Source organism: Roseomonas sp. OT10, from assembly GCF_020991085.1.
GTDB classification, from domain to species: Bacteria; Pseudomonadota; Alphaproteobacteria; order Acetobacterales; family Acetobacteraceae; genus Roseomonas; species Roseomonas cutis.
Genome location: NZ_CP087719.1, coordinates 3820128 through 3846075, shown reverse-complemented (window position 1 = coordinate 3846075; position 25948 = coordinate 3820128). Strand labels below are relative to the sequence as shown.

Annotated in this window: 23 protein-coding genes and 1 riboswitch; of the genes, 12 read left to right on the top strand and 11 right to left on the bottom strand. The window is 74.6% G+C overall.

The annotated features are described in order from the left end of the window. Nucleotides 1-144 precede the first annotated feature (144 nt). The 6 genes from LPC08_RS17550 to LPC08_RS17525 form a co-directional block, all read right to left on the bottom strand. A complete protein-coding gene (locus LPC08_RS17550; RefSeq protein ID WP_230449523.1) occupies nucleotides 145-777 on the bottom strand; it encodes a precorrin-8X methylmutase in 633 nt (210 codons plus the stop codon). Beyond that, on the bottom strand, nucleotides 774-2039 hold the full coding sequence (cobG, locus tag LPC08_RS17545) for a precorrin-3B synthase (protein ID WP_230449522.1): 1266 nt from the start codon (nucleotides 2037-2039) through the stop codon (nucleotides 774-776). The genes LPC08_RS17550 and cobG overlap by 4 nt, the downstream gene beginning before the upstream one ends. Further along, nucleotides 2036-5584 carry a cobaltochelatase subunit CobN gene (gene cobN, locus LPC08_RS17540; RefSeq protein ID WP_230449521.1) on the bottom strand — a complete coding sequence of 1183 codons (3549 nt, stop codon included), beginning with the start codon at nucleotides 5582-5584 and terminating at the stop codon, nucleotides 2036-2038. Before cobN ends, cobG begins: the two co-directional genes overlap by 4 nt. A 313-nt stretch (nucleotides 5585-5897) precedes the next feature. After that, nucleotides 5898-6956 carry a cobalamin biosynthesis protein CobW gene (gene cobW, locus LPC08_RS17535; RefSeq protein ID WP_230449520.1) on the bottom strand — a complete coding sequence of 353 codons (1059 nt, stop codon included), beginning with the start codon at nucleotides 6954-6956 and terminating at the stop codon, nucleotides 5898-5900. Further along, a complete protein-coding gene (locus LPC08_RS17530) occupies nucleotides 6953-7417 on the bottom strand; it encodes a DUF1636 domain-containing protein (RefSeq protein ID WP_230449519.1) in 465 nt (154 codons plus the stop codon). Before LPC08_RS17530 ends, cobW begins: the two co-directional genes overlap by 4 nt. A gap of 157 nt (nucleotides 7418-7574) precedes the next feature. Then, nucleotides 7575-7778, bottom strand: a riboswitch (cobalamin riboswitch). Between the two features lie 18 nt (nucleotides 7779-7796). Continuing rightward, a complete protein-coding gene (locus tag LPC08_RS17525; RefSeq protein WP_230453106.1) occupies nucleotides 7797-7994 on the bottom strand; it encodes a sulfurtransferase TusA family protein in 198 nt (65 codons plus the stop codon). A 186-nt stretch (nucleotides 7995-8180) separates the two neighbouring features. On the opposite strand from LPC08_RS17525, the gene LPC08_RS17520 reads away from it, so the two are divergent. The 4 genes from LPC08_RS17520 to LPC08_RS17505 all read left to right on the top strand — a co-directional run bounded on the left by LPC08_RS17520 (nucleotide 8181) and on the right by LPC08_RS17505 (nucleotide 10712). After that, the gene (locus LPC08_RS17520) at nucleotides 8181-8621 is read left to right on the top strand and encodes a Ros/MucR family transcriptional regulator (RefSeq protein WP_230449518.1); all 441 of its coding nucleotides are present in this window, start codon (nucleotides 8181-8183) and stop codon (nucleotides 8619-8621) included. A gap of 155 nt (nucleotides 8622-8776) precedes the next feature. After that, the gene (locus tag LPC08_RS17515; protein WP_230449517.1) at nucleotides 8777-9256 is read left to right on the top strand and encodes a Fur family transcriptional regulator; all 480 of its coding nucleotides are present in this window, start codon (nucleotides 8777-8779) and stop codon (nucleotides 9254-9256) included. Beyond that, nucleotides 9253-10131, top strand: a complete 879-nt coding sequence (locus tag LPC08_RS17510; protein WP_230449516.1) for a GNAT family N-acetyltransferase — start codon at nucleotides 9253-9255, stop codon at nucleotides 10129-10131. The genes LPC08_RS17515 and LPC08_RS17510 overlap by 4 nt, the downstream gene beginning before the upstream one ends. A 74-nt stretch (nucleotides 10132-10205) precedes the next feature. Next, complete coding sequence (locus LPC08_RS17505; RefSeq protein ID WP_230449515.1) at nucleotides 10206-10712, top strand: hypothetical protein; 507 nt, start codon at nucleotides 10206-10208, stop codon at nucleotides 10710-10712. A gap of 411 nt (nucleotides 10713-11123) precedes the next feature. On the opposite strand, the gene LPC08_RS17500 is transcribed toward LPC08_RS17505, so the two are convergent. Both LPC08_RS17500 and LPC08_RS17495 read right to left on the bottom strand, forming a co-directional pair. Continuing rightward, on the bottom strand, nucleotides 11124-11405 hold the full coding sequence (locus tag LPC08_RS17500) for an ACT-like domain-containing protein (RefSeq protein WP_230449514.1): 282 nt from the start codon (nucleotides 11403-11405) through the stop codon (nucleotides 11124-11126). 178 nt (nucleotides 11406-11583) lie between these two features. Beyond that, complete coding sequence (locus LPC08_RS17495; protein WP_230449513.1) at nucleotides 11584-14022, bottom strand: mechanosensitive ion channel domain-containing protein; 2439 nt, start codon at nucleotides 14020-14022, stop codon at nucleotides 11584-11586. 191 nt (nucleotides 14023-14213) lie between these two features. On the opposite strand from LPC08_RS17495, the gene LPC08_RS17490 reads away from it, so the two are divergent. The 5 genes from LPC08_RS17490 to pgi all read left to right on the top strand — a co-directional run bounded on the left by LPC08_RS17490 (nucleotide 14214) and on the right by pgi (nucleotide 19038). Then, the gene (locus tag LPC08_RS17490; RefSeq protein ID WP_230449512.1) at nucleotides 14214-14429 is read left to right on the top strand and encodes a twin transmembrane helix small protein; all 216 of its coding nucleotides are present in this window, start codon (nucleotides 14214-14216) and stop codon (nucleotides 14427-14429) included. Between the two features lie 186 nt (nucleotides 14430-14615). Then, the gene (locus tag LPC08_RS17485) at nucleotides 14616-15365 is read left to right on the top strand and encodes an electron transfer flavoprotein subunit beta/FixA family protein (protein WP_230449511.1); all 750 of its coding nucleotides are present in this window, start codon (nucleotides 14616-14618) and stop codon (nucleotides 15363-15365) included. A gap of 2 nt (nucleotides 15366-15367) precedes the next feature. Beyond that, on the top strand, nucleotides 15368-16297 hold the full coding sequence (locus LPC08_RS17480) for an electron transfer flavoprotein subunit alpha/FixB family protein (RefSeq protein WP_230449510.1): 930 nt from the start codon (nucleotides 15368-15370) through the stop codon (nucleotides 16295-16297). Further along, nucleotides 16294-17181, top strand: coding sequence for a 3-hydroxybutyryl-CoA dehydrogenase (locus LPC08_RS17475; RefSeq protein WP_441295819.1), 888 nt, complete (start codon nucleotides 16294-16296; stop codon nucleotides 17179-17181). Before LPC08_RS17480 ends, LPC08_RS17475 begins: the two co-directional genes overlap by 4 nt. A 246-nt stretch (nucleotides 17182-17427) precedes the next feature. Then, nucleotides 17428-19038, top strand: a complete 1611-nt coding sequence (gene pgi, locus LPC08_RS17470) for a glucose-6-phosphate isomerase (RefSeq protein WP_230449509.1) — start codon at nucleotides 17428-17430, stop codon at nucleotides 19036-19038. Nucleotides 19039-19059: 21 nt separating this feature from the next. Here pgi and LPC08_RS17465 read toward each other — a convergent pair whose 3' ends face one another. Continuing rightward, nucleotides 19060-19770, bottom strand: a complete 711-nt coding sequence (locus tag LPC08_RS17465) for a hypothetical protein (RefSeq protein ID WP_230449508.1) — start codon at nucleotides 19768-19770, stop codon at nucleotides 19060-19062. Between the two features lie 223 nt (nucleotides 19771-19993). Here LPC08_RS17465 and LPC08_RS17460 point away from each other — a divergent pair, with 223 nt between their 5' ends. After that, the gene (locus LPC08_RS17460; RefSeq protein ID WP_230449507.1) at nucleotides 19994-21004 is read left to right on the top strand and encodes a Gfo/Idh/MocA family protein; all 1011 of its coding nucleotides are present in this window, start codon (nucleotides 19994-19996) and stop codon (nucleotides 21002-21004) included. After that, nucleotides 21004-21855 (top strand): hypothetical protein, encoded by an 852-nt coding sequence (locus LPC08_RS17455; protein WP_230449506.1) that lies wholly within the window; start codon nucleotides 21004-21006, stop codon nucleotides 21853-21855. The genes LPC08_RS17460 and LPC08_RS17455 overlap by 1 nt, the downstream gene beginning before the upstream one ends. A gap of 128 nt (nucleotides 21856-21983) precedes the next feature. Here the strand turns inward: LPC08_RS17455 and LPC08_RS17450 are convergent, their stop codons facing one another. Next, nucleotides 21984-22160, bottom strand: a complete 177-nt coding sequence (locus tag LPC08_RS17450; RefSeq protein WP_230449505.1) for a GNAT family N-acetyltransferase — start codon at nucleotides 22158-22160, stop codon at nucleotides 21984-21986. Nucleotides 22161-22327: 167 nt separating this feature from the next. Here LPC08_RS17450 and LPC08_RS17445 point away from each other — a divergent pair, with 167 nt between their 5' ends. Then, nucleotides 22328-23488, top strand: coding sequence for an amidohydrolase/deacetylase family metallohydrolase (locus LPC08_RS17445; RefSeq protein WP_230449504.1), 1161 nt, complete (start codon nucleotides 22328-22330; stop codon nucleotides 23486-23488). A 535-nt stretch (nucleotides 23489-24023) separates the two neighbouring features. Here the strand turns inward: LPC08_RS17445 and mutL are convergent. Then, entirely contained in the window at nucleotides 24024-25871 is a 1848-nt protein-coding gene (mutL, locus tag LPC08_RS17440) for a DNA mismatch repair endonuclease MutL (RefSeq protein WP_230449503.1), read from the bottom strand. Nucleotides 25872-25948: the final 77 nt, after the last annotated feature.

The window sequence follows — 25948 nt, the reverse complement described above, 5'->3', positions numbered from 1 at the left end:
GTCTCCTCGACGCGGCGACGCCGTCGAGGAGACCCCCTCTCCGGCAGCGCCACACTTTTACGAATAGGGGTCCAGGGGCTCTGCTCCTGGCGGGGGGTCCAGGGGGGCGGAGCCCTCCCTGGGGGAACGGGCGCCACGCCCCCATCACTCCGCCTCGCTGGCCAGGGCGTTGACGGCCGCGACGGTCATGGCGCTGCCGCCGAGGCGGCCGGGGAGGACGAGCCAGGGGAGGTCGCCCCGGGCGGCCAGGGCGTCCTTGGATTCGGCGGCGCCGACGAAGCCGACGGGCAGGCCGATGATGGCGGCGGGACGGGGGGCGCCGGCGTCGAGGAGTTCGAGCAGGCGGAACAGGGCGGTGGGGGCGTTGCCGATGGCGACCACGGCGCCGGCCAGGCGATCGCCCCACAGATCCAGCGCGGCGGCGGAGCGGGTGTTGCCGAGGCGGCGGGCGAGGTCGGGGACGCGCGGGTCGTCCAGGGTGCAGAGCACGTCGTTGCCGGCGGGCAGGCGGGGGCGGGTGATGCCGTGGGCGACCATCTTCGCGTCGCACAGGATGGGCGCGCCCGCGAGCAGGGCGGCGCGGGCGGCGCGGGCGAAGTCCGGGTGGAAGCGGAGCCTCGGGGCGACCTCGACCATGCCGCAGGCATGGATGATCCGCACGGCGATCCGCGCCTCCTCGGGGGAGAGGCCGGAGAGGTCCGCCTCGGCGCGGATGGTGGCGAAGGAGCGGGCGTAGATGGCCGCGCCGTCGCGGATGTAGTCGATGGGGGCGCTCATCCGCTCCTCGTTGCTGCCGCGCCTGTGCCGCCGGCCGCCAGCAGCGTCGCGGCCTGCTCCGGCGTCAGCCCCACCGCCTCGGGCCGGTCGCCGGCGCGGCCGCCGCGGACCAGCGCGTAGCCGCCCGGCGTGCCGACCAGGGTGAAGGGCGCGGGCGCGGGATGGGCGCAGCCTTTGGCGCAACCGGAGAGGTGCAGCAAGCCCGGCAGCGGCCGCGTGGCGAGCCAATCGGCGTCACGGTGCGTGGCGACCCCGGCGCGCGGGCAGGCGGGACGGCCGGGGCAGGTGACGAGGTTCAGCCGCCCATCCCCGGGGTCGGCGATCAGCCCGGCGGCGAGGACGACGTCGCGCAGGGCCAGGCCATCGCGCGGCGCCACGCCGGGCAGCAGCAGCGTGCGCCAGGGGGTGGTGCGGAGGGTGCCGTCGCCCAGGCGTTCCGCGAGCCCGGCGAGCGTGCCGAGCTGCAACGCCGAGAACTGCCCGAAGGGCGGCGCCAGGCCGAAGGCGATGCCGCCCGCCAGGAGGTGCGGCCCGATGGGCGGGGGGCGTTCCGCCGCGCCGGACCCCGGCACGTCGGCCCGGGGTTCCAGCCCCGCAGCGCGCAGCAGCGCACCCGCCCCGACCCGCGCGACCAGCCCGCGCAGCCGCCGCGCCTCGCCCTGCCCGCCGCCCAGGGCCAGGAAGGCGCGCAGCACCGCCTCGGCCGCCGCCGGGGCCGTGGCGGCGGGGCATTCCGCCGCGGCCGTGCCGCCCGGCAGGGAGAGGCGCACCGCTCCGGCCCGCAGCGTCAGCCGCAGGTCCGCCGCCACCCCGTCCGGCGGCAGCGCGCCGCCGGCATCGAGGAGCAGGACGATCTTGCCCGGCAGGGTGGGCAGGTCGGCTGCCTCCAGCATCGCCTCCAGGGCCGTGGCCAGGGCCTCGGCGCCCGGCTCCAGCGCCGGGTCGGTGCCCAGCAGGGGCGGGGCGATCAGGTTGCGCCGACGCTCCGCATCGGGCGAGGCGCTGGCCAGGCCGGCGGCGCGCATGGCGGCGGCGAAGGGCTCCACCCCCTCCGGCGTCACGCCGCGGATCTGGAGGTTGCCGCGCTGGGTCAGGTCGATCCAGCCATTGCCGTGGCGTGCCGCCGCCGCGCCCACCGCCCGGGCAGCCCCGGCGTCCAGCCGTGCGCCATAGGGCTTCACCCGCAGCAGGAGGCCGTCCCCGGAGGCCATCGGCTCGAACAGGCTGGGGCACCAGCCGCGGATCATGCCCTCGGGGATCATCGGGGGTCCTCGTCCAGCCTGGCCAGGACGATGTTGCGCCTGGGATGCCACAGCCCGCGGTATAGGGCATCCGCGAAAAAGTTCTGAACAACAGAATGAGCGGCGGGATTTTCGGCCTTCAGGAAACGCGCCACCTCCGGCGTGCCGAGCGTGGCGTCGAAGAGCAGGTCCATCTGCCGGTCCAGCCGCTGCGGCAGGGTGGCGGCGAAGCCGTGCAGCCCCTCCACCGCGCGGGCGATCTCGGCGGCGCCGCGATAGCCGTGGCGCATCTGGCCGGCGATCCAGGCGGGGTTGGCGGCGCGGCCGCGCGTGACGCGGGCGATCGCCTCGGCCAGCCCGCGCACCGTCGGACGCTGCGGGTCGGAGGTGTCGCCGTGGTACAGGGCGGGGGCGTTGCCCAGCATGGTCGCGGCGGCGGCGAAGCCCCCGGCATGGGCGCCATGCTCCGGCCCGTCCAGCAGGTCGGTGCCGTCATGGTCCTGCGGATGCAGGAAGGCCGAGGCGGCCGCGACCCGCGCGCGGAACCCCTCCGGATCGGCTGCTCCCTCCAGACCCGCGCCATAGGCGGCGGCGGAGCCGGCCAGGTAGGCTGCGCCCAGCGCCTCGCGCCCCGCCCCCAGCGCCTCGCCCGTCCCGGCGCCATAGGCCCCCGGGGCGGCGCCGTAGATGCGGGTGGTGGCGCGGCGGAACGCCTCGCCCGACAGGCCGCGCGCGGCTTCGGCCAGCGGGTTCCACTCGGCCGCCTCGTCGCGCGCGGCGACGGCGCGCACCGCCTCGTCGAACAGCGCGATCTGCGCGGCGAAGGCGTCGCGGAACAGGCCGGAGACCCGCAGCGTCACGTCCACCCGCGGCCGGTCGAGCGTGGCGAGCGGCAGCACCTCCACCCCCCGCACGCGCGCCGAGCCCTCGTCCCAGACCGGGCGCGTGCCCAGCAGCCAGAGGGCGAGCGCCAGTTCCTCCCCCCCTGTCCGCAGCGTGGCGCTGCCCCAGAGGTCCAGCACCAGGGAACGCGGCCATTCGCCCTGCTCCTGGAGGTGCCGGCGCAGCAGCTCCGCCCCCGCCTTCTCCGCCAGCACCAGCGCGCTGCGGGTCGGCACCGCGCGCGGGTCGAGCGCGGTGAGGTTGCGCCCGGTCGGCAGCACGTCCGCCCGCCCGCGCGTCGGTGCCCCCGAGGGACCCGGCGGCACGAAGCGCCCGTCCAGCGCCGCGAGCAGCGCATCGCGCTCAGCCGCCGGCGAGTCCTCCAGACGCGCCGCCAGATCGGGCACGCCGGGGCTCGCGCGCTCCAGCGCCGCGAGCAGCGCGTCCCGTCGCTCCGGGGCCGGCGCCCGGCCGAAGACGTGCAGCCCGTCGCGGATCTGCATCTCCTTCACGTTGCAGAGCCAGGCATCCAGCCGCGCCAGCGCATCCTCCGCCGGCAAGTCGCGCGGGATGCCGCTTTCCTCCAGCAGCCCGGTCGCGGCGGCGCGGTCGAGGATCTCCCCGCGCAGCAGCGCGGTGCGCCGCCGGTCCAGCCCGTCGGCGGCGGCGTACTCGTCGATCAGCCGCTCCAGCTCCCGCGCCGCGCCGTGCGAGCCGGCGGCGCGCAGCGGCGGCGTCAGGTGCCCGATCGTCACCGCCCCCAGCCGCCGCCGCGCCACGGCCGCCTCGCCCGGGTTGTTGACGATGAACGGATAGACCACCGGCAGCCCGCGCAGCAGCGCCGCCGGGGCGCAGGCCGCCGACAGCGCCACCGCCTTCCCGGGCAGCCATTCCAGCGTGCCGTGCGTGCCCAGATGTACCAGCGCGTGGATGCCCAGCACCTCGCGCAGCCAGAGATAGGCGGCGACATAGCCGTGCCGTGGCGGGCGGTCCGGGTCGTGGTAGCCGGCGCGCCGGTCGGTCGCGTGCCCGCGATCCGGCTGGACGGCGAGGGTGAGGTTGCCGAGCTGAAGGAAGCGCAGGGTGAAGCGCGGGGGAGTGACCTCCCCCACACCCCCTCCCTCTTTCGGGAGTCCGCCGGTTGGCAGGACCTGCGCCGCCACCACGCTGGCTCCGCCAGCGGGTGGGGCGGTGGCGGGGCCGGTGGCGGACTCCTGAAAAAAGGAGGGGGATTCGGGGGAGTTCACTCCCCCGAGCCTTTCCAGGCCGGGGTCGTCCTCAGGCGCTCCCCAGGCGGCGCAGACCGCTTCGCGGAATGCGGCCGGCAGGGTATCGAAGCGCCGCCGGTACGCCTCCAGCGACAGGATCGGAGTCGGGGGCGCGTGGCACAGCGCCGCCACCAGGGCGGGGGCATCCCGCGCCCCGGCCGTGTAGCCCGCCGCCGAGAGGTCGCGCAGCAGCGCCTCCAGGCTGGCGAAGCTGTCCAGCCCCACCGCCTGCCCGACCTGGCCCCGCGCCTCGCCGCCCGCGCCGGGATAGTCGGAGAGCAGCACCGCCACCCGACGCTCCGCGCGCGGCGTCGCGGCCAGCCGCGCCCAGCCGGCGGCGCGGTCGGCGGCCAGGGCAATGCCCTCCGCCTCCGGCAGCAGCGCCGTGCGGGCGTATTCCAGCGCCGGGATCGGCGCCCCCTCGGCCTTGAAGCCGATCGCCGTGGTCAGCAGCCGCCCGTCCAGCTCCGGCAGCGCCACCTGCATCGCGAGATCGGTGGGCGACAGCCCGCGCGGCGACGCCTCCCACGCCGCGCGCGCGCTGCCCGACAGCACCAGTTGCAACACCGGCACCCCGGCGGCATCGAGCGGCGAGCCCGCCTCGCCGAGCCGCGCGGAGAAGCCGGTCGCGTTCAGCACCACGGCCGGCCGCCATTCCCGCAGCCGCGCCGCCACCATCGCGGCCAGGGCAGGCGTCTTCAGGCTGGCCACGTGCAGGCCGCGCGGCGCCAGCCCCCGCGCCCGCAGCGCCTCCGCCAGCGCGTGCAGCGGCGCCACGTCGCCGGCCAGCAGGTGCGAGCGGTACAGCACCACCGCCGCCACGGGCCGCCCCGCCTCGTCGGGGTCCGGGGTGCCGAGCGCGACCTCCCCGCCCTCGGGCAGCGGTTCCGGAGGCGGGGCGTCGTCCGGCCCCGCGCCCGCGAGATGCGCCATCAGCCGCAGCGCCGCGTCCATGTTGGCCGGCCCGCCCTGGCGGAAATACCCGTCCAGCCGGTCCAGCGCCGCCGCATCGAGCGTGGAGAGGTCGCGCAGCCGCGCATCCTCGCGCCCGTCCCCGGGCAGCAGGGCCAGCGCGATCCCCTCCCGCCGGCACAGCGCCGCGACCTCCTCGGCGCCGTAGCGCCAGTAGTCCAGCCCGCCCAGCAGCCGCACCACGATGCAGCGCGCGCGCGCGACCACCGCCTCGGCGTAGAGGTCGACCGACATCGGGTGCCGCAGCCGCGCGAGGCTCGCCAGCCGCAGCCCCGGCCGCCGCCTCTGCGGTCCCCTGGGCGCCATCGCCTCCCACGCCGCCGCGGCCGCGCCGAGGTCGCTGTCCGAGAAGGAGAGCAGCACGCAGGGCGCGGGCGTCTGGCCCAGATCGGCAGCCGCCTCCGCCGCGTCCAGCTCCCGGACCTCCCGGACCAGCAGGTGCAATGCCGCCTGTCTCCTGTTGCTCGGGAAGAAGGCGCCGCCTTCTCCCCGATATCCCTCACCCGCCCAAAGGGGGGACAAGGAGCAGAGCCCCTGGACCCCCTTTCACGGACGCCGGATCACGCCGGGGAGCATCGTTCCCCGGCGACGGCGGCGTCCACGCGCGTGACCTGCCAGACCAACTCCGCCCGCATCCGATCCCGCGGACTCCCGCCGGGGTCCGGGGGCCGGCCCGCCCCCGGTGGAGGGGGCATCGGGGGCTCGACGCATTGCGTCGAGGCCGAAGGCTGCGACGCCTCCCCCGGGGAACGCGAGCCTAGGCCGTCGCCAGCGCCGTCTCCACCGCCGCCCGGTCCAGTCCCGTCTGGCCGATCACCACCACATGCCCCTCGCGGGCCTCGCCCGGCTTCCAGGCCCGGTCGTATTCGTGGCGGAAGCGGGTGCCGACGCCCTGGACCAACAGGCGCATGGGCTTGCCGCGCACGGCGACGAAGCCCTTCATCCGCAGCACGTCGTGGGCCTCGGCCACCGCGCGCAGCCGCTCGACCAACGCCTCGGGCGAGGCAGCCTCGGGCAGCGGCACGGCGAAGCTGGTGAAGTCGTCATGCTCGTGCTCGCCATCCACCGCGTCGTGGCAGGAGGGACGGGCGGCGAGGTCGTCCTCGGCCGCCGCATCCAGGCCCAGCAGCACGGCCGGGTCCACGCGGCCCTCGCGGGTCGGCACCACCTTCACGGCGCGGGGGAGCTGGGCGGCGATCTCGGCGCGCAGGCGGGTGGCCTCGTGCTCGTCCAGCAGGTCGGACTTGTTCAGCACCACCAGGTCGGCCGCCGAGAGCTGGTCGCCGAACACCTCGGCCAGCGGGTTGTCATGCTCCAGCGAGGGGTCCGCCGCGCGCTGTGCCGCCACCGCCTCCGGGTCGTCGGCGAAGCGGCCGGTCAGCGCGGCGGGGCCGTCCACCACCGTCACCACCCCATCCACCGTGACGCGCGAGCGGATGCCCGGCCAGCCGAAGGCCTTGAGCAGCGGCTTGGGGAGCGCCAGGCCGGAGGTCTCGATCAGGATGTGCTCGGGCGGCTCCGGCCGGTCCAGCAGCGCCGTCATGGTCGGGATGAAGTCGTCGGCGACGGTGCAGCAGAGACAGCCGTTCGACAGCTCCACGATGCTGTCCTCGGCGCAGCCCGGGATGCCGCAGGCGCGGAGGAGGTCGCCGTCGATGCCCAGCTCGCCGAACTCGTTGACGATCACGGCGATGCGGCGGCCGTTCGCGTGTTCCAGCAGGTGGCGCACCAGCGTCGTCTTCCCCGCGCCGAGGAAGCCGGTGACGATGGTGGCCGGGGTGCGGGCGGCGGGGGGCTGGGTCGCGGGGGCGCTCATGCGGCGGTCTCCGGAAGAAGGGGCAACGGGGCAGACAGGGCGGGGATGCGGCCGAGGACGACGTGCCGCAGCGAGGCGGGCCGGCGCGAGGGCAGCACCGCCCCGCTGGCCGAGGCGGCATAGGCCGCGCCATAGGTGACCAGGTCCCCGGCCAGGTCCGGCGTCAGCCGGCCGAGGAGATAGCCCCACTTCCCCGCCCCCTGCATGGCGGCGGCACAGCCATGGTCGCAGGCGGCGAGGCAGGTGGCCGCGCGCAGCGTCACGGGCGGCCCGGGGTGGGCGGCCAGCGCCGCCGCCACCGCATCGTGCAGCCGGCGGCCGGGCGTCGCCTCGTCCCCGGCGGGCGCGCCGGTGCCGGCGCGGCAGGTGACGCAGACATGCAGGCAGGGAAGCGCCCCCGTTGCCGGTGCGTCGGGGGGTGCCGCATCGGCGGGCGCGCCGGGCGGGGTCGTGGCATCCATCGGCTGTCCCTGGCGGCCCTTCCGCGCCGGACCCTTCGGTCCGGCATGCTGTCACGGGATGCCGACCGCCCCCGCACCCCGGCGCGTGGGTCGTTCCCGGTCGCGGGGTCCTTCGCCCACGGCCGCGACGCCGCGATCCGGGGCACCCCGCCCGGCCGCGCGATCCAGTGGGATGGCAGGTCTCCTGGCTCGCGGATCGAACGCGCCCGGCGGCCTTCCCGGGGTCGGGGACCCCAGTGGCGTCTCGGCCGGGCGCTCTCCGCCTACAGTTGCGGGGGCAGCGGCGGCCTGGGGGCCCGAGCCCCGCACCGCCTTCCCTTTTCACCCCCCTTGCGGAGGGACCATCCGCCGGGAGCTAGGCGGCGGCGGACGCCGCTTGTCAACCGGCAGCGCCGCCCTTGCGGAGCCAGAGGCGGGTGGTGCCATCCTCCCCCGGCGCCGAGGCCAGGACGGCATGCCCCTGCTCCTCGGCCGTGCGCGGGACGTTGCGCAGGGGCTCCTCGCCCCGCAGCACGACCAGCAGCACCTGGCCAGGCTCCATCCGGTCCAGGGCCAGACGCGTGCGGACGAAGGTCATGGGGCAGATGTCCCTCCGGATATCCAGTGTTGCGTCATGCGCGATGTCTTCGGAATGTTCGATCTTCGACACGGCATTTCCTGTTGTGCTGGCCTGGGACTGTACTAGCTAACCCTGGACTTGCCGCGCTGGCCGCATGTCCTGGATTCCGTGGCCCATGGCCCTGTTGCATTGAGGAGAACGACTTTGGCGGAACCGCAGGATGATGGCGCGACGACCGATGGGATACTGGGCCTGACCGCGAAGATCGTCGCCGCGCACGTCTCGAACAACACGGTCCACAGCGCGGAACTGCCCGTCCTTATCACCGAGGTGCATCGCGCCCTGCTCGGCCTCGGCCGGCCGCCCGAGGCCGAGCCGGCCGTGCGGCCCGAGCCCGCCGTGCCGGTGAGGAAGAGCATCACCTCGGAGTACCTGGTCTGCCTCGAGGACGGGAAGAAGCTGAAGATGCTCAAGCGGCATCTCAAGACCGCCTACGGCATGACGCCCGAGCAGTACCGCGAGCGCTGGGGCCTGCCGGCCGACTACCCGATGGTCGCGCCCAGCTACGCCGAGCACCGCTCCTCCCTCGCCAAGCGCAGCGGCCTCGGCACCCGCTCGCGCAGCGCCCGGACCGCTCAGGGCTAGGCGCCGGGGTTGGCGCCGGGGTTGGCGGCAGGGGGGGAGGGGGCGCGCCATGTTTGCCGCCGGGGGCCGCGCCCGGCTAGTGTCGGCCCATAGCGCCTCTCCGGACGTCCGCCGTCGGCTGTCCCGGACAGGGGCCAGGTATAGAACCAGGACGCATGGACGCACGCCCCGACCCCTCCCGCATCGAGCGCCTCTGCGTGGAGCGCGGTCTCAAGATGACCGGCCAGCGCCGGCTGATCGCGCGCGTGCTGAGCGAGGCGCATGACCATCCGGATGTCGAGGAGGTCTATCGCCGCGCCCTGGCGCTCGACGCCAAGGTCTCCATCGCCACCGTCTACCGCACCGTCCGGCTGCTGGAGGAGAAGGGCATCCTCGAGCGCCACGACTTCGGCGGCGGCCGGGCGCGCTACGAGCCCACCGAGCACGGCCACCACCACTACCACCTGATCGACGTCGACAGCGGCAAGGTCATCGAGTTCGAGGAGCCGGCGCACGAGGCCCTGGCGCAGGAGATCGCGGCCCGGCTCGGCTTCTCCCTGGTCGGCCACCGGCTGGAGCTGTTCGGCCGCCGGCCGGAGGCCGGTGCGCCGGCCATGCTGCCGCGCAGCCGGGCGAAGCCGGGCGAGGAGGAATGACCCTGCCCCGCGAGGGCGACACCGTCGCGGGGGCCGGGCTTCCAGGCGGCGCGGCCCTGCTCCCCTCCTCCCTGGACCCCGGCGGGGCGGGGTTCGGCGAGCTGCGCTCCGGCACGCTGGGGGTGCGAATCGCCGAGCACCACTGGGAGATCACCGCCGCCCAGGTCCTGCGCTGGCGGGTCTTCTACGACGAGATGGGGGCGAAGCCGCTGCCCGGCGCGACGCCGGGACTGGATGCGGATGAGTTCGACGCGGTGGCGGACCATCTTCTGGTGGTGGACCATGCGCTGGGCGAGGGGCCGGAATCCGTCGTCGGCACCTATCGCCTGATCCGGCAGGAGGCGGCGGAGCGCCTGGGCCGCTTCTACTCGGCCGAGGAATACGACCTCTCCCCGCTGCTCGCCTATCCGGGCCGGGTGCTGGAGCTGGGCCGCTCCTGCGTCGGCGCCGGCCACCGCACCCGCGGCTCGTTGCAACTGCTGTGGCGCGGCATCGCCGCCTATGTGTTCCGCCACCAGATCGAGGTGATGTTCGGCTGCGCCTCGCTGCCGGGCACCGACCTGGATGCGCTGGCGGCACCGCTGACCTACCTCGCCACCCACCACCTGGCCCCGCCGGCGCTGCGGCCCCGTGCCCTCCCGCACCGCTACGAGGAGATGCGGCGCATGGACCCGGCCGGGCTGGATGCGCGCACCGCCCTGGCGGACCTGCCGCCGCTGGTGAAGGGCTACCTGCGGCTGGGCGGGCATGTCGGCGATGGCGCGGTCGTGGACCGGCAATTCAACACCACCGACGTCTGCATCGTGGTGAAGACCGATCAGGTCACCGAGAAGTACTACCGCCACTACGAGCGCACGAGCGGCGGGACGGAATAGCCTGGTGCCGGCCGCCGCGCCCGCCGCCGGAACGTTCCAGGCCCGCCCCCGCCCGCCGGCCACGCTTCCACGCGGTGGCTGAGGCGCGCCTCCGCCCGTCCGGACAGGGCCGCCCTGCGCCGGCCCGTCCCGGATCGCCAGGCGATGCGACGCGGCGGGATGGGCCGGGATGGTGGGCCGGGCTGGCGGCTGCCATCGGCCTGGCCCTGCTCCTGCCATCCGGTGCCGCCCAGGCGCAGGTCGCGGCGCTGGACCGGGACGAGCTGACGATCCTGCTGCGGCATATCGCCCCATGCCGGCGCGGGGTGGCGGCATCGCCCGACGCGCTGCTGGAGATGGAGGTCCAGGTGGATGGCGCGGCGCGGGTGGTCGCAGTCCGCCCGGCCTATGGCCGCCCCCCCATGCGACCGGCCATGCGCCCGCTCTACGAGGACCTGCGCGACGCCTTCCGCGATCCGCGCTGCAACCCGCTTCCGCTGTCGCGCCAGGGCATCCTGGCCCTGAACCGCAGCGTGCTGGTCGTGCATGGGCGCATGCTGCGGATGACGGCCGCGCCCGGCCGAGGGGATAGGGCAGGCTGATTCCCGCGGCGTGATGCGTTGACGTCCGCCGGCGTGGCGCCCGTGGCCCGGGGGCAAGGCTCTGCCTCGCCCCCGGTCCCCCACTCCGCCAGGACCCTGCGGGCCCTGGACCCGATGGGTGCTGCCGCGGGACAGCCTGACACGGGGTCACAGCGCCGAGGAGCCATGCTCCTCGGCGGGACCGGCCGCCGCCCTCGCTGACGCTTTTGAAGCTTTTTCAGGGTCCCGCCTGTCCGCGCTCCGGCAGGGTTCAGCCCGGAGGCTGACGCCCACCGTACAGAACCAACTCCCAGCGGGGACCGGGGCCCGCTTGTGGCCTCGGCAGGGGAGGGTCTGGGAGGGGACGGCGTCCCCTCCCGGTCCCACGTCGAACCGCCGAGGGGGGGGGGCGCAGTGCCGTTTCGCCCGCTCTCAGGCGGCGACGGCGAGGGCGGTTTCGTGTGTCACGCGCAGGTCCAGCACGCCGATCACCTGGCCGAGGTTGCCGGCGACCAGGTGAACCATGCCGGGCGGCATTTCCAGCGACAGTTCGACGCGCATGGCCCCGCCCTCCCGGTGGGCGGCGACGCGGGTGGGCGTCAGGTCGCGCTTGGCGAAGGGCTCCAGCAGGCGCGGCAGCAGGCCGGGATAGGGCTCGGCCAGCAGGGCGTAGCGGACCGCGACAGGCGTGGGCGGGAGCAGGGCATCGGACATCGGGGAAGGACCTTCGGAGGCGTGCGGCGGATGGGTGCAAGGGTTCGCCCCGGCCGCCGCGCCGCCTCCCCGACGGGGAGGCCGCTCAGGCGGCCGGGCGGATAATTCGCCCGAGGCTCGTCCGCGCTGCGGTCGGCTGCCACGGGGCAGCCTGGATCCGAACGATCATGCCCCTTCTTTAGGCCGCCTGCGGGGTCTCCTGCAACTCCGCCTCGCCTTCCTTGCGCCAGGGGGAGGGGATCCGGATCCCCTCGGCGTCCAGCCGCTCGCGGATGCGGCGGTTCATCTCCCGTGTCACGGGCCAGCGCTGGGAGGGGTCGGTCTTGAGGCGGGCGCGCAGGACCACGCCCGTCTCGGCCAGCTTCTCCACCCCCATCACGTCCAGGTCGTCGCGGATCGCGGTGCTCCAGCGCGCCTCGCCCCGCATCTCCTTCGCGATCTCGCGCAGCATGGCGGCCACGCGGTCCGTGTCCTCGCCGTAGTAGAGCGAGAACTCGAACATGGCGAAGGCGAAGTCCCGCGTCATGTTGGTGACCGAGGTGACGGTGCTGAAGGGGATGATGTGCACCGCCCCGTCCACCGCGCGCAGCCGGATGGAGCGGATGGACAGCCGCTCCACCACCCCCGTCATGCCGGCGGCTGTCACCGTGTCGCCCACCGCGACCGCGTCCTCCAGCAGCAGGAACATGCCGGTCACCACGTCCTTGACCAGGGTCTGGGAGCCGAAGCCGATGGCCACGCCGACCACCGAGGCGCCGGCGATCAGGGGCGCCACGTTCACCCCGATCTCGCTGAGCACGTTCAGCACCACGAAGATGACGATCACGATCATCAGCGCGGTGCGCATCATCGGCAGCAGGGTGCGCACCCGCGCGCTGCGCGCCGCCTGCTGGTCGCGCGCGACCTTGGCGAGCTGGCGGGCGATGGCGGTGTTCGCCGCCTCCCACACCGTCACCGCGATCAGCACGGTCAGGCCGATCGACAGGGCGGAGGCGAGCAGGCGGGAGCCCAGCCGGCCGTTGGCGAACCAGTCGAAGGCCGCCACGCCCCAGGCCTCCAGCATGGTCAGCGCCGCCGTGACCACCACGAGGCCGGTGACGATGCCCTTCAGCACGGGGGTGTAGCGGTTGGCCCGCGCCTCCAGCCCCGGGTAGCGCCGCGCCATGTCGGGGGCGATGCGGAAGCCCCGCTCGATGACCCGGCGCAGCGCGTAGTCCACGCCCTTGGCGACCGCCAGGATCAGCAGCGTGGCGCCGGTGCCGCGCAGCAGGCGGTGGAAGCCGTCATGCACCTCCAGCGCCCAGACCGCCCAGAGCGCGAGGAGCCAGAGGATGGCGACCACGTGCCAGATCTCCGCCAGCCGGTCGCGCAGGGCACGGGACAGGCGGCGGCCGCGGCCGGGCACGTCGCCCGGCTTCAGCGCCGGCGCGCGCAGCGCTTCGGCGACCGCGGTGCGGTTCTGCAGGATGACGATGACCAGGAAGAGCGAGACCACCAGCATCACCAGCCGGACGATCCCGTCATAGACGGCCCAGGGCACGCCGAACTGCAGCGAGGCTTCGGCGATGGCGTAGCCCAGCACCATCACCGCCACGATCCGGCGCAGCCAGACGGTGATGTAGGCCGCCGTCTCGTCCGCCATCGGCACCAGGCGCAGGTGGCTGGAGGCAGGCGAGAAGAGCATGCGCGAGGCGATCATGATCGCCCGGCAGGTGAGGTAGGCGTTGTTGGCCGTGGCCAGGATCAGCTCGGTGGTCGGCAGCGGGTTCACTGCGCGGATCAGCCCGTAGGCGACCACGGTGAAGGCGCAGAGCGGGATCAGGTCCAGCAGCAGCCGTCCCAGCACCACCGGCACGCGGCGCAGCCACCCCCACCGCGCCCCCGGGGCGGGGGCCATGCCGTCCAGCCGGTCGCGCCAGCGGCGCAGCAGGGTGAAGACGGCGAATTCCGCCAGCAGCCCCAGCCCGAAGAGCAGGGCGAGCTTCCAGGAGGCGTCGAAGACCCGCGTCCGCGTCACCGGGTCCCGCGCGACCCCGGAGGCCCAGGAGGCCACCGCCGGCAGGTCGGTGAGGGCGCGGGCGGCGCCGACGATCTGCTGCGACAGCGCCTGCAGCCGCTCCGACGCGCCGGTGATGATCTGCGCGCCCAGCGTGTTGGGAGGCAGCACGGCCGGAGCCGCCGGAGCCTCCGGGGCCGCGGCGGGCGCGGGTTCGGCGGCCGGAGCCGGGGCGGCGGGGGCCGCACCGCCACTGGCGGCCGGAGCGGCGGCCGGGGCGGGGGCAGAAGCGGCGCCCGCGGCAGGGCGGGCGGCGCGCTCGGCCGCGGCCAGGGCCTCCAGGCTGCGGATCAGCTCCGCCCGGCGGGCCTCGTCGCGCAGGATGCCGGCCAGCCGTTCCGCCTCATGGGGCGTGGCGGAGGCGGCGGGCGGGGCGGCGGTGCCGCTGGCCCGGGGGGCGGCCCGCGCCGGTGCGGACGGGGCGGGCGCCGGCTGGGCGGGGGTGGCGGGCTGGGCCGTTTCGACCGGGACCTGTGCCCGGGCGGGCGGCCCGCCGGGAAGCAGCCCGGCCAGCGCCAGGACCACCAGGACCAGCAGCCGGCCGGGGAGGGGGGTTCGCATGGCGGCGCCTTCGCCTGCCCCCGGGCCCCGGTCAAGCGGGCTGGCTCCGCTGAACGGCCCGGCGCCGGTCACCGCCGCGTGCGCCGGCCGGGCCCGGCGGGCGACGACCGGCATGGAATGCGTGGCAGCAGCGAGGCGGCGTCCGGGCCGGCGCTGTTGCGTCCGCAGGGCGGCGGGCCAAATCTGCCGGCATGATCACCCTCGTCACCATCCTCCTCGTCCTTGCCATGCTCGGGACGCTCGGCGTGCTCCTCGCCGGCGTGGTCGGGCTGGTCCGCAGCCCGGAGGTGCCGGACAGCCGGCGCGCCGCCCGCTCCAACGCGCTGATGCGCTGGCGCGTGATGCTGCAGGGGCTGGCCCTGGGCCTCTTCGCCCTGCTGGTGCTGCTGATGCGCAGCCAGGGCTGAGGCCGCCATCCGCCGGGGTTCCCGCCCGGCGGAAGGTCATGGCGGTAAGGGCTGGCTCGCCTTGCCGGGCCAGGGGGGGATGCGTATGGTCCCGCCCGCCGCGCGGCGGGACGACCGGATGCGGGCAGGGTCCGGTGCCGTTCCTTCGGATGGCCGCCGGGCCGAGAAACGACGGGACGCCCCTGCATGAAGCTGCTGGTCGCTGTGAAGCGGGTTGTGGACTACAACGTGAAGGTCCGGGTGAAGACGGACGGGACGGGGGTGGAGACCGCCAACGTCAAGATGTCGATGAACCCGTTTGACGAGATTGCGGTGGAGGAGGCGGTCCGGCTGAAGGAGAAGGGCGCGGCCACGGAGATCGTGGCGGTCTCGATCGGTCCGTCCCAGGCGCAGGAGCAGCTGCGCACGGCGCTGGCGATGGGGGCGGACCGGGGCATCCTGGTGGAGACGGCGGAGGCGGTGGAGCCGCTGGCGGTGGCCAAGATCCTGAAGGCGCTGGTCGACAAGGAGCAGCCGGGGCTGATCCTGCTGGGCAAGCAGGCGATCGACGACGACATGAACGCGACGGGGCAGATGCTGGCCGCCCTGCTGGGGCGCGGGCAGGGGACCTTCGCGAGCAAGGTGGAGATCGCGGACGGGGCGGCCACCGTGACGCGGGAGGTGGATGGCGGGCTGGAGACGGTGAGGCTGGCCCTGCCGGCGGTGGTGACGACGGACCTGCGGCTGAACGAGCCGCGCTATGCCTCGCTGCCCAACATCATGAAGGCGCGCAAGAAGCCGATCGAGACGGTGAAGCCGTCTGATCTGGGCGTCGATGCCGCCCCGCGCCTGACGACGCTGAAGGTGGAGGAGCCGCCGAAGCGGCAGGCGGGGGTGAAGGTGGGCTCGGTGGCCGAGCTGGTGGGCAAGCTCAAGACCGAAGCGAAGGTGATCTGACGATGAGCGTGCTGGTCCTGGCCGATCACGACGGCCGCGCCCTGATCCAGCCGAGCCGCTCGGCGGTGGCGGCGGCACAGCGGATCGGGGGGGAGGTGCACCTGCTGGTGGCCGGTCCCCGCGCGGTGGCCGAGGCGGCGGCGAAGCTGCCCGGGGTGGCCAAGGTGCTGCTGGCCGAGGGCGAGGCCTATGCGCACCAGTTGGCCGAGCCGGTGGCGGCGCTGCTGGTGGCGCTGGCGCCGGGCTACACGCACCTGCTGGCGCCGTCCTCGGCGGTGGGCAAGAACGTGATGCCGCGGGTGGCGGCGCTGCTGGACGTGCAGCCGGTCAGCGACATCTCGGCGGTGGTGGATGCGGACACCTTCGTGCGGCCGATCTATGCGGGCAACGCGCTGGCCACCGTGAAGTCGTCGGATGCGAAGAAGGTGATCACCGTGCGCGCGGCCTCCTTCGACCCGGTGGCGGCGGAGGGGGGATCGGCCGCGATCGAGGCGGCGCCGGGGGCGGCGGATCCGGGCGTGTCCTCCTTCGTGGGGGCGGAGATCGCGAAGTCGGAGCGGCCGGAGCTGACGGCGGCGCGGGTGGTGGTCTCGGGCGGGCGCGCGATGGGCTCGGCGGAGAACTTCCACCTGCTGGACAAGATCGCGGACCGGCTGGGGGCGGCGGTGGGGGCGAGCCGTGCGGCGGTGGATGCGGGGTATGCGCCCAACGACCACCAGGTGGGGCAGACGGGCAAGATCGTGGCGCCGGAGCTGTACATGGCCTTCGGCATCTCGGGGGCGATCCAGCACCTGGCGGGGATGAAGGACAGCAAGGTCATCGTCGCCATCAACAAGGACGAGGAGGCGCCGATCTTCCAGGTCGCCGACTACGGCCTCGTCGGCGACCTCTTCAAGATCATCCCAGAACTCGAAGCGGAACTGGGCAAGTGAGCGGCAACCCGGTGGTCGAGCGCGTCGGCGTCATCGGCGCCGGGCAGATGGGCAACGGCATCGCGCATGTCTGCGCGGTGGCCGGCCTGCCCGTGGTGCTGGTGGACATCAGCGCCGAGGCGCTGGAGAAGGCCCGCGCCACCATGGCGAAGAACATGGAGCGCCAGGTCGCGAAGGGCCAGATGAAGCCCGGGGACCGCGACGCCGCGCTCGCCCGCGTCATCACGGGCACGGACTATGCCGGCTTCGCCGAATGCGACATCGTCATCGAGGCGGCGACCGAGCGCGAGGCGCTGAAGACGAAGATCTTCGCCGAGCTCTGCCCGAAGCTGAAGCCCTCGGCCATCGTCGCCTCCAACACCAGCAGCATCTCCATCACCCGGCTGGCGGCGGCGTCCGACCGGCCGGAGCGCTTCATCGGCATGCACTTCATGAACCCCGTGCCGGTGATGAAGCTGGTCGAGGTGATCCGCGGCATCGCCACCAGCGACGACACCCACGCCGCCGTCGAGGCGCTGGCGAAGCGCCTGGGCAAGGTCACGGCGACGGCCGAGGACTTCCCCGGCTTCATCGTCAACCGCATCCTGCTGCCGATGATCAACGAGGCCGCCTATGCCCTGCACGAGGGCGTGGGCGATGTCGTCTCCATCGACACGGGCATGAAGCTCGGCACCAACCAGCCGATGGGCCCGCTGGAGCTGGCGGACTTCATCGGCCTCGACACCTGCCTCGCCATCATGCGCGTGCTCTACGAGGGGCTGTCGGACAGCAAGTACCGGCCCTGCCCGCTGCTGGTGAAGTACGTCGAGGCCGGCTGGTACGGCCGCAAGACCGGCAAGGGCTTCTACGACTACGGCCAGGACCCGCCGAAGCCGACGCGCTGAGCGTCGGGCGCGTGGCCCGGGGGGAAGGCTCCGCCTTGCCCCCCGATACCCCCCATCCGCCAGGACCCTGCGGGTCCTGGACCCGGTTGGGCTGCCGCGGGACAGTTTTTCACAGGGTCCAGTCGCCGGAGGTCAGCGACCTCCGGCGGGATAAGCCGCCTCGCGCGTTGATGCCCTGCCACGCCCCCGTCGCCCACACGGCGCACCCGCCCTATACTCGCCCCGCGATCGACGAGGAGAGCGCAGATGACGCAGGACGCCTGGGCCCGTCTCGAATCCCTGGCGCGTGCGCCGGGCGCCTCGGCCATCCGGCCGCTCTTCGTCGCCGATCCGGAACGGGCACGGCGCTTCGCCTTCACCGCCGACGGCATCCGCCTGGACATCGCCAAGACCTCGATCGGCCCGGAGGCGATGGAGGCGCTGCTGGCGCTGGCGAAGGCGCGCGACGTGGCGGGGCAGCGACGCGCCATGGCGGAGGGGGCACACATCAACGCCACCGAGGACCGCGCCGTGCTGCACATGGCGCTGCGCGCGCCGCGCGGCAGCTTCCGCGACGGGGCGGAGGATGCCTCGGCCACCGTCCACGACACGCTGGACGCGATGGCCGCCTTCACGAAGCGCATCCATGCGGAGGGACGCTTCACCGACGTGCTGAACATCGGCATCGGCGGCTCCGACCTCGGGCCGCTGATGGCGGTGCGCGCGCTGCACAAGCCGGATAGCCCGATGCGGGCGCATTTCCTGTCCAACGCCGATGGCCATGCCTGGGACGCGCTGCGGCAGCAGCTCGACCCGGCGCGGACGCTGGTGCTGGTGGCGTCGAAGACCTTCACCACCGCCGAGACCATGTCCAACGCGCACCTCGTGCGCGACTGGCTGCGCAACGCGCTGGGCGAGGCGGGGGATGCGCAGCTCGTCGCGCTGTCCACCAATCTCCAGGCGACCGCGGCCTTCGGCGTGCCGGCGGGCCAGGTCTTCGGCTTCCGCGACTGGGTGGGCGGGCGCTTCAGCCTGTGGTCGGCGGTCGGCCTCGTCATCGCCCTGTCCTGCGGCTGGGAGGTCTTCGCGCAGCTCCTCGCCGGCGCGCGGGCGATGGACGAGCACTTCCTCACCGCGCCGGACGAGCGGAACCTCCCGCTGCTGCTGGCGCTGACGGAGGTGTGGCACGTCAACGGGCTCGGCCTGCCGACCCGCGCGGTGCTGCCCTATGACGAGCGCCTGTCGCGCTTCGCGGCCCACCTCCAGCAGGTGGAGATGGAATCGCTCGGCAAGCGCGTGACGCTCGACGGCGCCCCCGTCGCCCGCGCCACCGGCCCGGTGGTCTTCGGCGAGCCGGGCACGAACGCCCAGCACAGCTTCATGCAGCTGCTGCACCAGGGTACCACGCCGGTTCCGGCCGACATCGTGCTGATCGCGCGGCCGGACCATTCCTTCGCCGCCGCGCACCGGCTGCTGCTCGCCAACGGGCTGGCCCAGGCGGAGGCGCTGCTGCGCGGCCGCGACGCGGAAGAGGTGCGGGCGGAGATGCTCGCTGCCGGCAAGAGCGAGGCGCAGGTCGAGGCGCTGCTGCCGCACCGTCTCTTCCCCGGCGACCGGCCCAGCACCACGATCCTGCTGGAGACGCTCACGCCCTTCACCCTCGGCCAGCTCGTCGCGCTGTACGAGAACAAGGTCTTCTGCCTCGGCGCGCTGTGGGGCGTGAACGCCTTCGACCAGTGGGGGGTGGAGCTGGGCAAGCAGCTCGCCAGCGTCATCCTGCCGGAGCTGTCGGGCGGCACGCCGAAGCAGCATGACGGTTCCACCGCCGCGCTGATCGCGGAGCTGGGTCGGCTCTGGCCGGAAGGGGCGCGGGGGTAGAACGGCCGGCGCGGCGGGAGATCAAACGGCGAGATCGAGCAGGAGGGGCGACCCCGGCGGGCTGGTTCCGGTCGGCGCCCTGGCGGCGAGGCTCACGATGCCGACCCCGCCTCCCGCCATGCCGCCCAGGTCGGCCGGCTTGCTGGTCGCCCGGATCGCCGCCAAGCCCTCTCCTTCCTTCTCTGCGGCGTCTGCCAACATTTCGGCGATCGCAGCGGCGATGGCGTCGCGGCTATCCCATGCGGTGAAGCCGTCCCCCGGGGTGGGGCCGGTCTGCATGCCAAGGGCTTCGCGCAGCATGTCCCGGACGAAGTAGGCGGTGCCATCATTGTCGATGAAGGAGCCCAGCGACCCGGGATCGTCCGACGCAAGCGCCGCTGCCAGTTCGCTGGGGGACCGCATCGAGATGATGCTGGCGCCTCCGGGGAAGAACGCCGCGACCATGAACGTTGCCTCGCCGGCGGAACGCCTCGCGGAGAGGTTAGCAAGGATGTCGCCAACGAACCGCGCCTTGCCGTTCTCATCCTGGTTCTCCACGGCTGGGCTCAGCGCGGACAGGATCTGCCCCAGCTCCCGGGTCGTGAAGGTGCCCGACCCGCCGCCTGACGCTCCCTGGGCGATGCCGCCGGCTTGCAACGGGGGTGCGGCCGCGTCAATCGCGGCCCTGGCCTCTTGGGCCTCCTTGGCTGTCGCGAAGACGATGAGAGCGGAGCCGGAGCCGATGGGATTCACGGGATGAGCATGCCTGTCCCATGCTTAACGATCACCTGACGCGGCCGCCCTGCCGCGTCGCGGTTTCGTCCTCCCGGATGGATGCGACCGGCAGGGTAGAGGCCGCTTCGGCTCATGGCAGGCGGTCGCAACGGTGGACGTGACCCGCTTGCGTGACGGTTGGGATCGCGGCACGGGTCCGGTTCGGCCTACCCTGCCCCTTGCGATCCTTCGGGGAAATGCCATGACGCGAACCGGCGTCGCCATCATCGGGCTGGGCCCGGCGGTCCAGCCGCATGCGCGCAGCCTGCGCGACCTGGCTGGCCAGGCGGAGGTGGTCTGGGCGGCCAGCCGCACGCCGGAGCGGCTGGCCGCCTTCGCGCGGGACTTCCCCGGCTTTCCCACCACCACCGACATCGACGCCGCCCTCTCCGACCCGCGCGTGTCGCTCGTCCTCGTCCTCACCCCGCCCGCAGCCCATCTGGAGGTCGCGGAACGGGCGCTCGCCGCCGGCAAGCACGTGCTGGTGGAGAAGCCGCTGGAGCTGACGGCCGCGCGTGGCGAGGCGCTGGTCGCGGCGGCGGAGCGCGCCGGCCGGACGCTCGCCGTGATGCTCCAGCACCGCTTCCGCCCGGCCAGCCTGCGCCTGCGCGCGCTGCTGGCGGAGGGGGCGCTGGGGGAGGTCGAGGCGGCCTCGATGACCGTGCCCTGGTGGCGGCCGCAGGCCTATTACGACGAGCCGGGGCGCGGGACGCTGGCGCGCGACGGCGGCGGCGTGCTGCTGACCCAGGCGATCCACACGCTGGACCTGTTCCGCTCCCTGGTCGGGATCGCCGAGGTCACCGCGGCCCAATCCCGCACCACCGGCCTGCACCGCATGGAGACGGAGGACTACGTCGCCGCCCTGCTGCGCCTGGGCAACGGCGCGCCGGGGACGCTGATGGCGACCACCGCCTTCCCGCCCGGCCAGCCGGAGCGGATCGAGGTGATGGGCCGCCTCGGCGCCGCTTCCCTGGTCGGCGGCGCGCTGGAGGTGCGCTGGGTGGACGGGCGCGAGGAGCGCGTGGCGGCGGAGGGGCCGACCGGCAGCGGGGCGAGCATCATGGACTTCCCGCACGACGCGCATCGCGGGCTGATCGCCGACGTGCTGGACGCGATCCGCGACGGCCGCCCCCCCAGGGTGACGGGGGCGGAGGCGCTGGAATCGCAGCGCTGGGTGGACCGCATCCTGGCGCGGGCGAAGGGGGCGGGCTGATGCCCCCGCGGTCCGGGCCGATCGCGGGTCGACTGTGCCGGCTGCTCTGCCTGGGCCTGCTGGCGGTGCCGTCCTGGTCCGGAGGGGCGGCGGCCCAGAGCGGGACGGCGACGGCCCCGCCGCCGCGCCTGTCCGACTACATCCTCTCCCTCGCGCCGTGCGGCTATGCCGGTCCGGGGACGCGGTCCTGCACGATGCAGCTGGATTTCGGGCCGGGTTCGGGCCCCCCGGCGGCGGCCGCGGCGCGGCGATCCCGCCGGGCCGCGGAAGCCGAGGCGCGGCGGCGCGCGGCGGGCGGCGACCTCGCCGGGGCCCTCGCCCTGATCCCGGAGAGCGGGCACCTGCGCGCCCATCTCCGCCGCGCGGCGGGCGACCTGCCCGGGGCGCTGGCCGAGCTGCAGCGGATCGAGTCGTCGCGACCCTCCGACGTGCCGCGCGACGTGCTGGCGGACCTCTGCGCGGTGCGCTTCCGGCTCGGGGACCGCGCGGGGGCGGTGCGGGCCTGCGACCGCGCCGCCGAGGGCGCGGAGTACGCGGGCCGGACCACCGGCTACGCGCTGCTGGTCAGCGCGGGGCTGGGGCTGGCGGCCGGCGACCTGTCGCGGGCGGAGCGCGATCTCGCGGCGTTCGGCCGCCGGCAGGGTCCGCACTCCCCCTGGCCGCTGGAGTATGCCCTGAGCGGCTGGGTCCTGGCCGTGCGGGCGGGCGCCACTGGCGACGTCGCGGCGGCACGCCTCCTCCAGCCGCAAGGGTATGCGGAGGTGTTCGAACTGTTCGGCGTCGCCCCGCTGGTGCCGCCCGGCCTCGCCACGCCGGGGCCGGTTCCGGGACCTTCCGGCCAGGGCGGCTGATCCCGGGGCGCCGATCCGGCGTGCCGTCCGGGCGCAGAGGCTGGCTGGTGGGGGGGGCTGGCGGGGGCGGGGCGCGACGGACCGGGACGGCCTTGGGGCATCGCCAGGCCTGTCTCCGATGGGGTGCTTCAGCCCGGTGGGTCGCCGTCGAGCCGTGCGAAGATCCGGAAGTCGTGGAAGTGTCCCTTGAAGTAGGCCCTCTCCCGCAACTGCCCCTCGAAACGGAAGCCTGCCTTGGCCAGGACCCGCTCCGAGGGCGCGTTGCCCGGCAGGGTCCAGGCATCGATCCGATGCAGGCCGAACACCGCATGGCCGCAGGCCGCGGCCGCCCGGACCGCTTCCGATCTTCCCCTCGCCACGGGTGCCGTGCCAGTGGCGCCCGATGCGGCGCTGCCCCCCGGGCCCGGGGCGTGTCGCCCCGCGGCGACCTGCTCTAGCCTGTCGCCCTTGCTGACCTTCCGGGAGCCCACGCATGGCCTTCGACCTCATCCTCACCGGCGGGCGGGTGATCGACCCCTCGCAGAAGATCGACGGCGTGATGGATGTCGCCTTCGCCGGCGGCAAGGTGGCGAAGGTCGGCAAGGGGCTGGACCGGACGGGGGCGGAGGTCCGCGACGTCTCGGGCTTCATCGTCTCGCCCGGGCTGATCGACCTGCACACCCATGTCTATGACGGCGGCACCTCGCTGGGCATCAACGCCGAGGAGTTCTGCCGCCTCTCCGGCGTGACCACGGCCATCGACACCGGCAGCGCCGGCCCCGGCAACTGGCCCGGCTTCCGCAAGCACGTCATCGAGCGCAGCCAGGTCCGCATCCTCGCCTACCTGCACGTCTCGCATGCCGGCATCTTCGGCTTCTCCAAGCGGGTGATGGTGGGCGAGAGCGGCGACCTGCGGCTGATGAACCCCATCGAGGCGGTGCAGGTGGCGGATGCCAACCGCGACGTGATCGTGGGCATCAAGGTGCGCGTGGGGCTGCACGCCTCGGGCAATTCCGGCACCGTGCCGCTCGACATCGCCTTGCAGGTGGCGGACGAGGTCGGCATGCCGCTGATGGCGCATATCGACCACCCGCCGCCCTCCTACGAGGAGGTGGTGAACCGGCTGCGCCCGGGCGACATCCTCACCCACTGCTTCCGCCCCTTCCCCAACGCGCCCATCACCGCGCAGGGAAGGGTGAAGGACGTGGTGCTGGCGGCGCGCGAGCGCGGGGTGATCTTCGACATCGGCCACGGCCAGGGCAGCTTCGCCTTCAAGACGGCCCGCGCCATGCTGGCCAACGGCTTCCCGCCGGACACCATCTCCTCCGACGTGCACGCGCTGTGCATCAACGGCCCGGCCTTCGACCAAGTGACGACCATGTCGAAGTTCCTCTGCATGGGCATGCCGCTGGAGGAGGTGATCGCGCGCTCGACCGTCGAGGCGGCGCGCGCGCTGCAACGGCCGGAGCTGGGCAGCCTGCGGCCCGGCAGCGTGGGCGACGCCACCGTCCTCTCCGTGCCGGAAGGCGAGTTCGACTACGTGGACGCGACGGGCGAGCACCTGATCGGCGACCGGAAGATCGTATCGGAGGGCGTGGTGCTGAACGGCCGCTGGTGGCATTCGCGCGAGGCCGACGCCTTCGCCGCGGCGTAGGACGGCACGCCCTGATCCCCGAGACCGCGGGAGACCCCCGGGCCGGAGGGCATCGCGGCCGGCGCGGCCTGATCCCGACGGCGTGACGACCTGACCCGTCGTACTGGCGTGTCGGGGCGTGGGACCGGGAGGGGACACCGGCCTGCGGCATCGACGCCGTGGGTCGATCCCCGTCCCGGACCCTCCCCTGCCGGGGCCACGAGCGGGCCCCGGACCCCGCTGGGAGTCTGGTGCTTCGGGTGACCGTCAGCCTGCGGGCTGGACCCTGACGGAACGCGGACAGGCGGAACTCTGAAAGAAACATCAGAGGCGTCAGCGCGAGCGGAGGCCGGTCCCGCCGAGGAGCCATGCTCCTCGGCGTCTCGACCCCGTCACAGTCATCCGCGCGGCAGCGCCCCTCGGGTCCAGGGGCTTTGCTCCTGGCGGAGTGGGGGTACGGGGGCGAGGCAGCGCCTTGCCCCCGGGCCACGGGCGCCAGCCACGCCGGCGCAGATCAAGGCATCGCACCGTTCGTATGATGCGGTCCGGTCGGGAGCTATCGCCGGCCGAACAGCTTTTCCAGCGCCACCTTGTCCAGCTTCAGGAAGGTCGGCCGGCCGTGGCTGCAGGTGGCCGCGCGCGGGGTCGCCTCCATGCTCCGCAGCAGCGCCGCCATCTCCGCCCCGTTCAGCCGGCGTCCCGCGCGGACGCTGCCATGGCAGGCCAAGCGGGCGATGGCGGCATCCAGCCGCGCCTCCAGCGCCTCCGCCCCGCGGCCCTCGGCCAGCAGGTCGGCGAGGTCGGCCAGCAACGGCGCCGGCTCCGGGGCACCGAGCAGCGCGGGAAGCGCCCGGACGAGCACGGCCCCGGGGCCGAACCCCTCGATCTCCAGCCCCAGGCGCTCCAGCGTCGCCGCGGCGTCCAGCAGGCGCGCGGCGCGGGCCGGGGCCATGTCCACCACCGCGGGCAGGAGCAGCGGCTGCGAACGGACGCCACCGGCGACCATCTGGGCGTGCAGCCGCTCCTGCGTCAGCCGCTCATGCGCGGCGTGCTGGTCCACCAGCACCAGCGCACCGTCGGGCGCCTCGGCCAGGATGTAGGTGTCGAGCAACTGCGCGAAGGGCCGGCCCAGCGGCCCATCCTCGTCGACGGCCCCCGGGGGCGCGGCCTCGGGGGACACCGCGGGCACCAGCTGGGGCGGGGCGTCCGGCGGCGCGACGCGGCGCGGCGGCAGCGCGAGCCCGGCCTGGGCCGGCGGCGCCCGGAACGGCGCGGCGCCCGGCCCGGCGGCGAAGAGCGCGCCGGATTCGGCGAAGCCCGCCGGCGCCTCCGCGCCTCGGCCGGGCGCCGGGTCCGGCCGCTGCCAACCGCGCACCATCGCCGCCAGCCCGCCCGTCAGCCCGACCGGCATGGCGCCCTCGCCCGCCCCGCCGGACAGCGCCCGGCGCAGCGCCGCGATCATCGCGCCGCGCACCGCGCCCGAATCGCGGAAGCGCAGCTCCGTCTTCATCGGGTGGACGTTCACGTCCACCGCCTCGGGATCGACCTCCACGAACAGCGCGGCGATCGGGTGCCGCCCGGCCATCATCACGTCGCGATAGGCCACCCGCAGCGCGGCGCGCAGCATCGGGTCGCGCACCGGGCGGCGGTTGACCACCAGGTGCTGCTCGGCGGCGGAGGCGCGGGAGAGGGTCGGCGGGCCGGCCAGCCCGTCCAGCGCCAGCCCGTCCCAGGCCCCGTGCACCGCCAGGGCCTGGGCGGCGAACTCCTCGCCCAGCAGGGCGGCCACCCGGCCGGGGCGGTCGGCGGGCGGCAGGTCCAGGACGGTGCGCCCCTCCACGGCGACGCGGAAGCCCACGCCCGGCCAAGCGAGGGCGAGGCGCCGCACCGCCTCCACCGCCGCGTCCGACTCGCTGCGCGGCTGGCGCAGGAACTTCCGGCGCGCCGGCGTGGCGAAGAACAGGTCGCGCACCTCGACGCGGGTGCCCGGGGCGCCGGAGGCGGGCACCACCTCCGCCTTGCGCCCGCCTTCCACGGCGATGGCATGGGCCTCCCCGCCCCGCGGGCGGGAGGTGATGGTCAGCCGCGACACCGCCCCGATCGAGGGCAGCGCCTCGCCACGGAAGCCCAGCGTCGCGATGCGGAACAGCGTCGCCTCGTCCGGCAGCTTGGAGGTCGCGTGGCGCTCGACGCAGAGGGCGAGGTCGTCCGGGCCCATGCCGGCGCCGTCATCCTCCACCAGCAGCCGCTCGCTGCCGCCGCCCTCGATCTCCACCATGATGCGGGTGGCGCCGGCATCCAGCGCGTTCTCCACCAGCTCCTTCACCGCCGCCGCCGGGCGCTCCACCACCTCGCCGGCCGCGATGCGGTCGGCCGTGGCGGCGGGGAGGAGTCGGATGGGCATGGCCTCCCCTAGATGGGGTGGTGCGCGGGGGGAAGGCCAGCCCCCTGCGGGGCGGGAACGGCGCCCGGGGGCGGGAG

Excerpts from the sequence above, each read along its gene's own strand:
- LPC08_RS17550 (WP_230449523.1), bottom strand. The coding sequence starts at position 777 with ATGAGCGCCCCCATCGACTACATCCGCGACGGCGCGGCCATCTACGCC.
- cobG (WP_230449522.1), bottom strand. The coding sequence starts at position 2,039 with ATGATCCCCGAGGGCATGATCCGCGGCTGGTGCCCCAGCCTGTTCGAG.
- cobW (WP_230449520.1), bottom strand. The coding sequence starts at position 6,956 with ATGAGCGCCCCCGCGACCCAGCCCCCCGCCGCCCGCACCCCGGCCACC.
- LPC08_RS17530 (WP_230449519.1), bottom strand. The coding sequence starts at position 7,417 with ATGGATGCCACGACCCCGCCCGGCGCGCCCGCCGATGCGGCACCCCCC.
- LPC08_RS17525 (WP_230453106.1), bottom strand. The coding sequence starts at position 7,994 with ATGACCTTCGTCCGCACGCGTCTGGCCCTGGACCGGATGGAGCCTGGC.
- LPC08_RS17515 (WP_230449517.1), top strand. The coding sequence starts at position 8,777 with ATGGACGCACGCCCCGACCCCTCCCGCATCGAGCGCCTCTGCGTGGAG.
- LPC08_RS17510 (WP_230449516.1), top strand. The coding sequence starts at position 9,253 with ATGACCCTGCCCCGCGAGGGCGACACCGTCGCGGGGGCCGGGCTTCCA.
- LPC08_RS17500 (WP_230449514.1), bottom strand. The coding sequence starts at position 11,405 with ATGTCCGATGCCCTGCTCCCGCCCACGCCTGTCGCGGTCCGCTACGCC.
- LPC08_RS17495 (WP_230449513.1), bottom strand. The coding sequence starts at position 14,022 with ATGCGAACCCCCCTCCCCGGCCGGCTGCTGGTCCTGGTGGTCCTGGCG.
- LPC08_RS17490 (WP_230449512.1), top strand. The coding sequence starts at position 14,214 with ATGATCACCCTCGTCACCATCCTCCTCGTCCTTGCCATGCTCGGGACG.
- LPC08_RS17485 (WP_230449511.1), top strand. The coding sequence starts at position 14,616 with ATGAAGCTGCTGGTCGCTGTGAAGCGGGTTGTGGACTACAACGTGAAG.
- LPC08_RS17480 (WP_230449510.1), top strand. The coding sequence starts at position 15,368 with ATGAGCGTGCTGGTCCTGGCCGATCACGACGGCCGCGCCCTGATCCAG.
- pgi (WP_230449509.1), top strand. The coding sequence starts at position 17,428 with ATGACGCAGGACGCCTGGGCCCGTCTCGAATCCCTGGCGCGTGCGCCG.
- LPC08_RS17460 (WP_230449507.1), top strand. The coding sequence starts at position 19,994 with ATGACGCGAACCGGCGTCGCCATCATCGGGCTGGGCCCGGCGGTCCAG.
- LPC08_RS17455 (WP_230449506.1), top strand. The coding sequence starts at position 21,004 with ATGCCCCCGCGGTCCGGGCCGATCGCGGGTCGACTGTGCCGGCTGCTC.
- LPC08_RS17445 (WP_230449504.1), top strand. The coding sequence starts at position 22,328 with ATGGCCTTCGACCTCATCCTCACCGGCGGGCGGGTGATCGACCCCTCG.
- mutL (WP_230449503.1), bottom strand. The coding sequence starts at position 25,871 with ATGCCCATCCGACTCCTCCCCGCCGCCACGGCCGACCGCATCGCGGCC.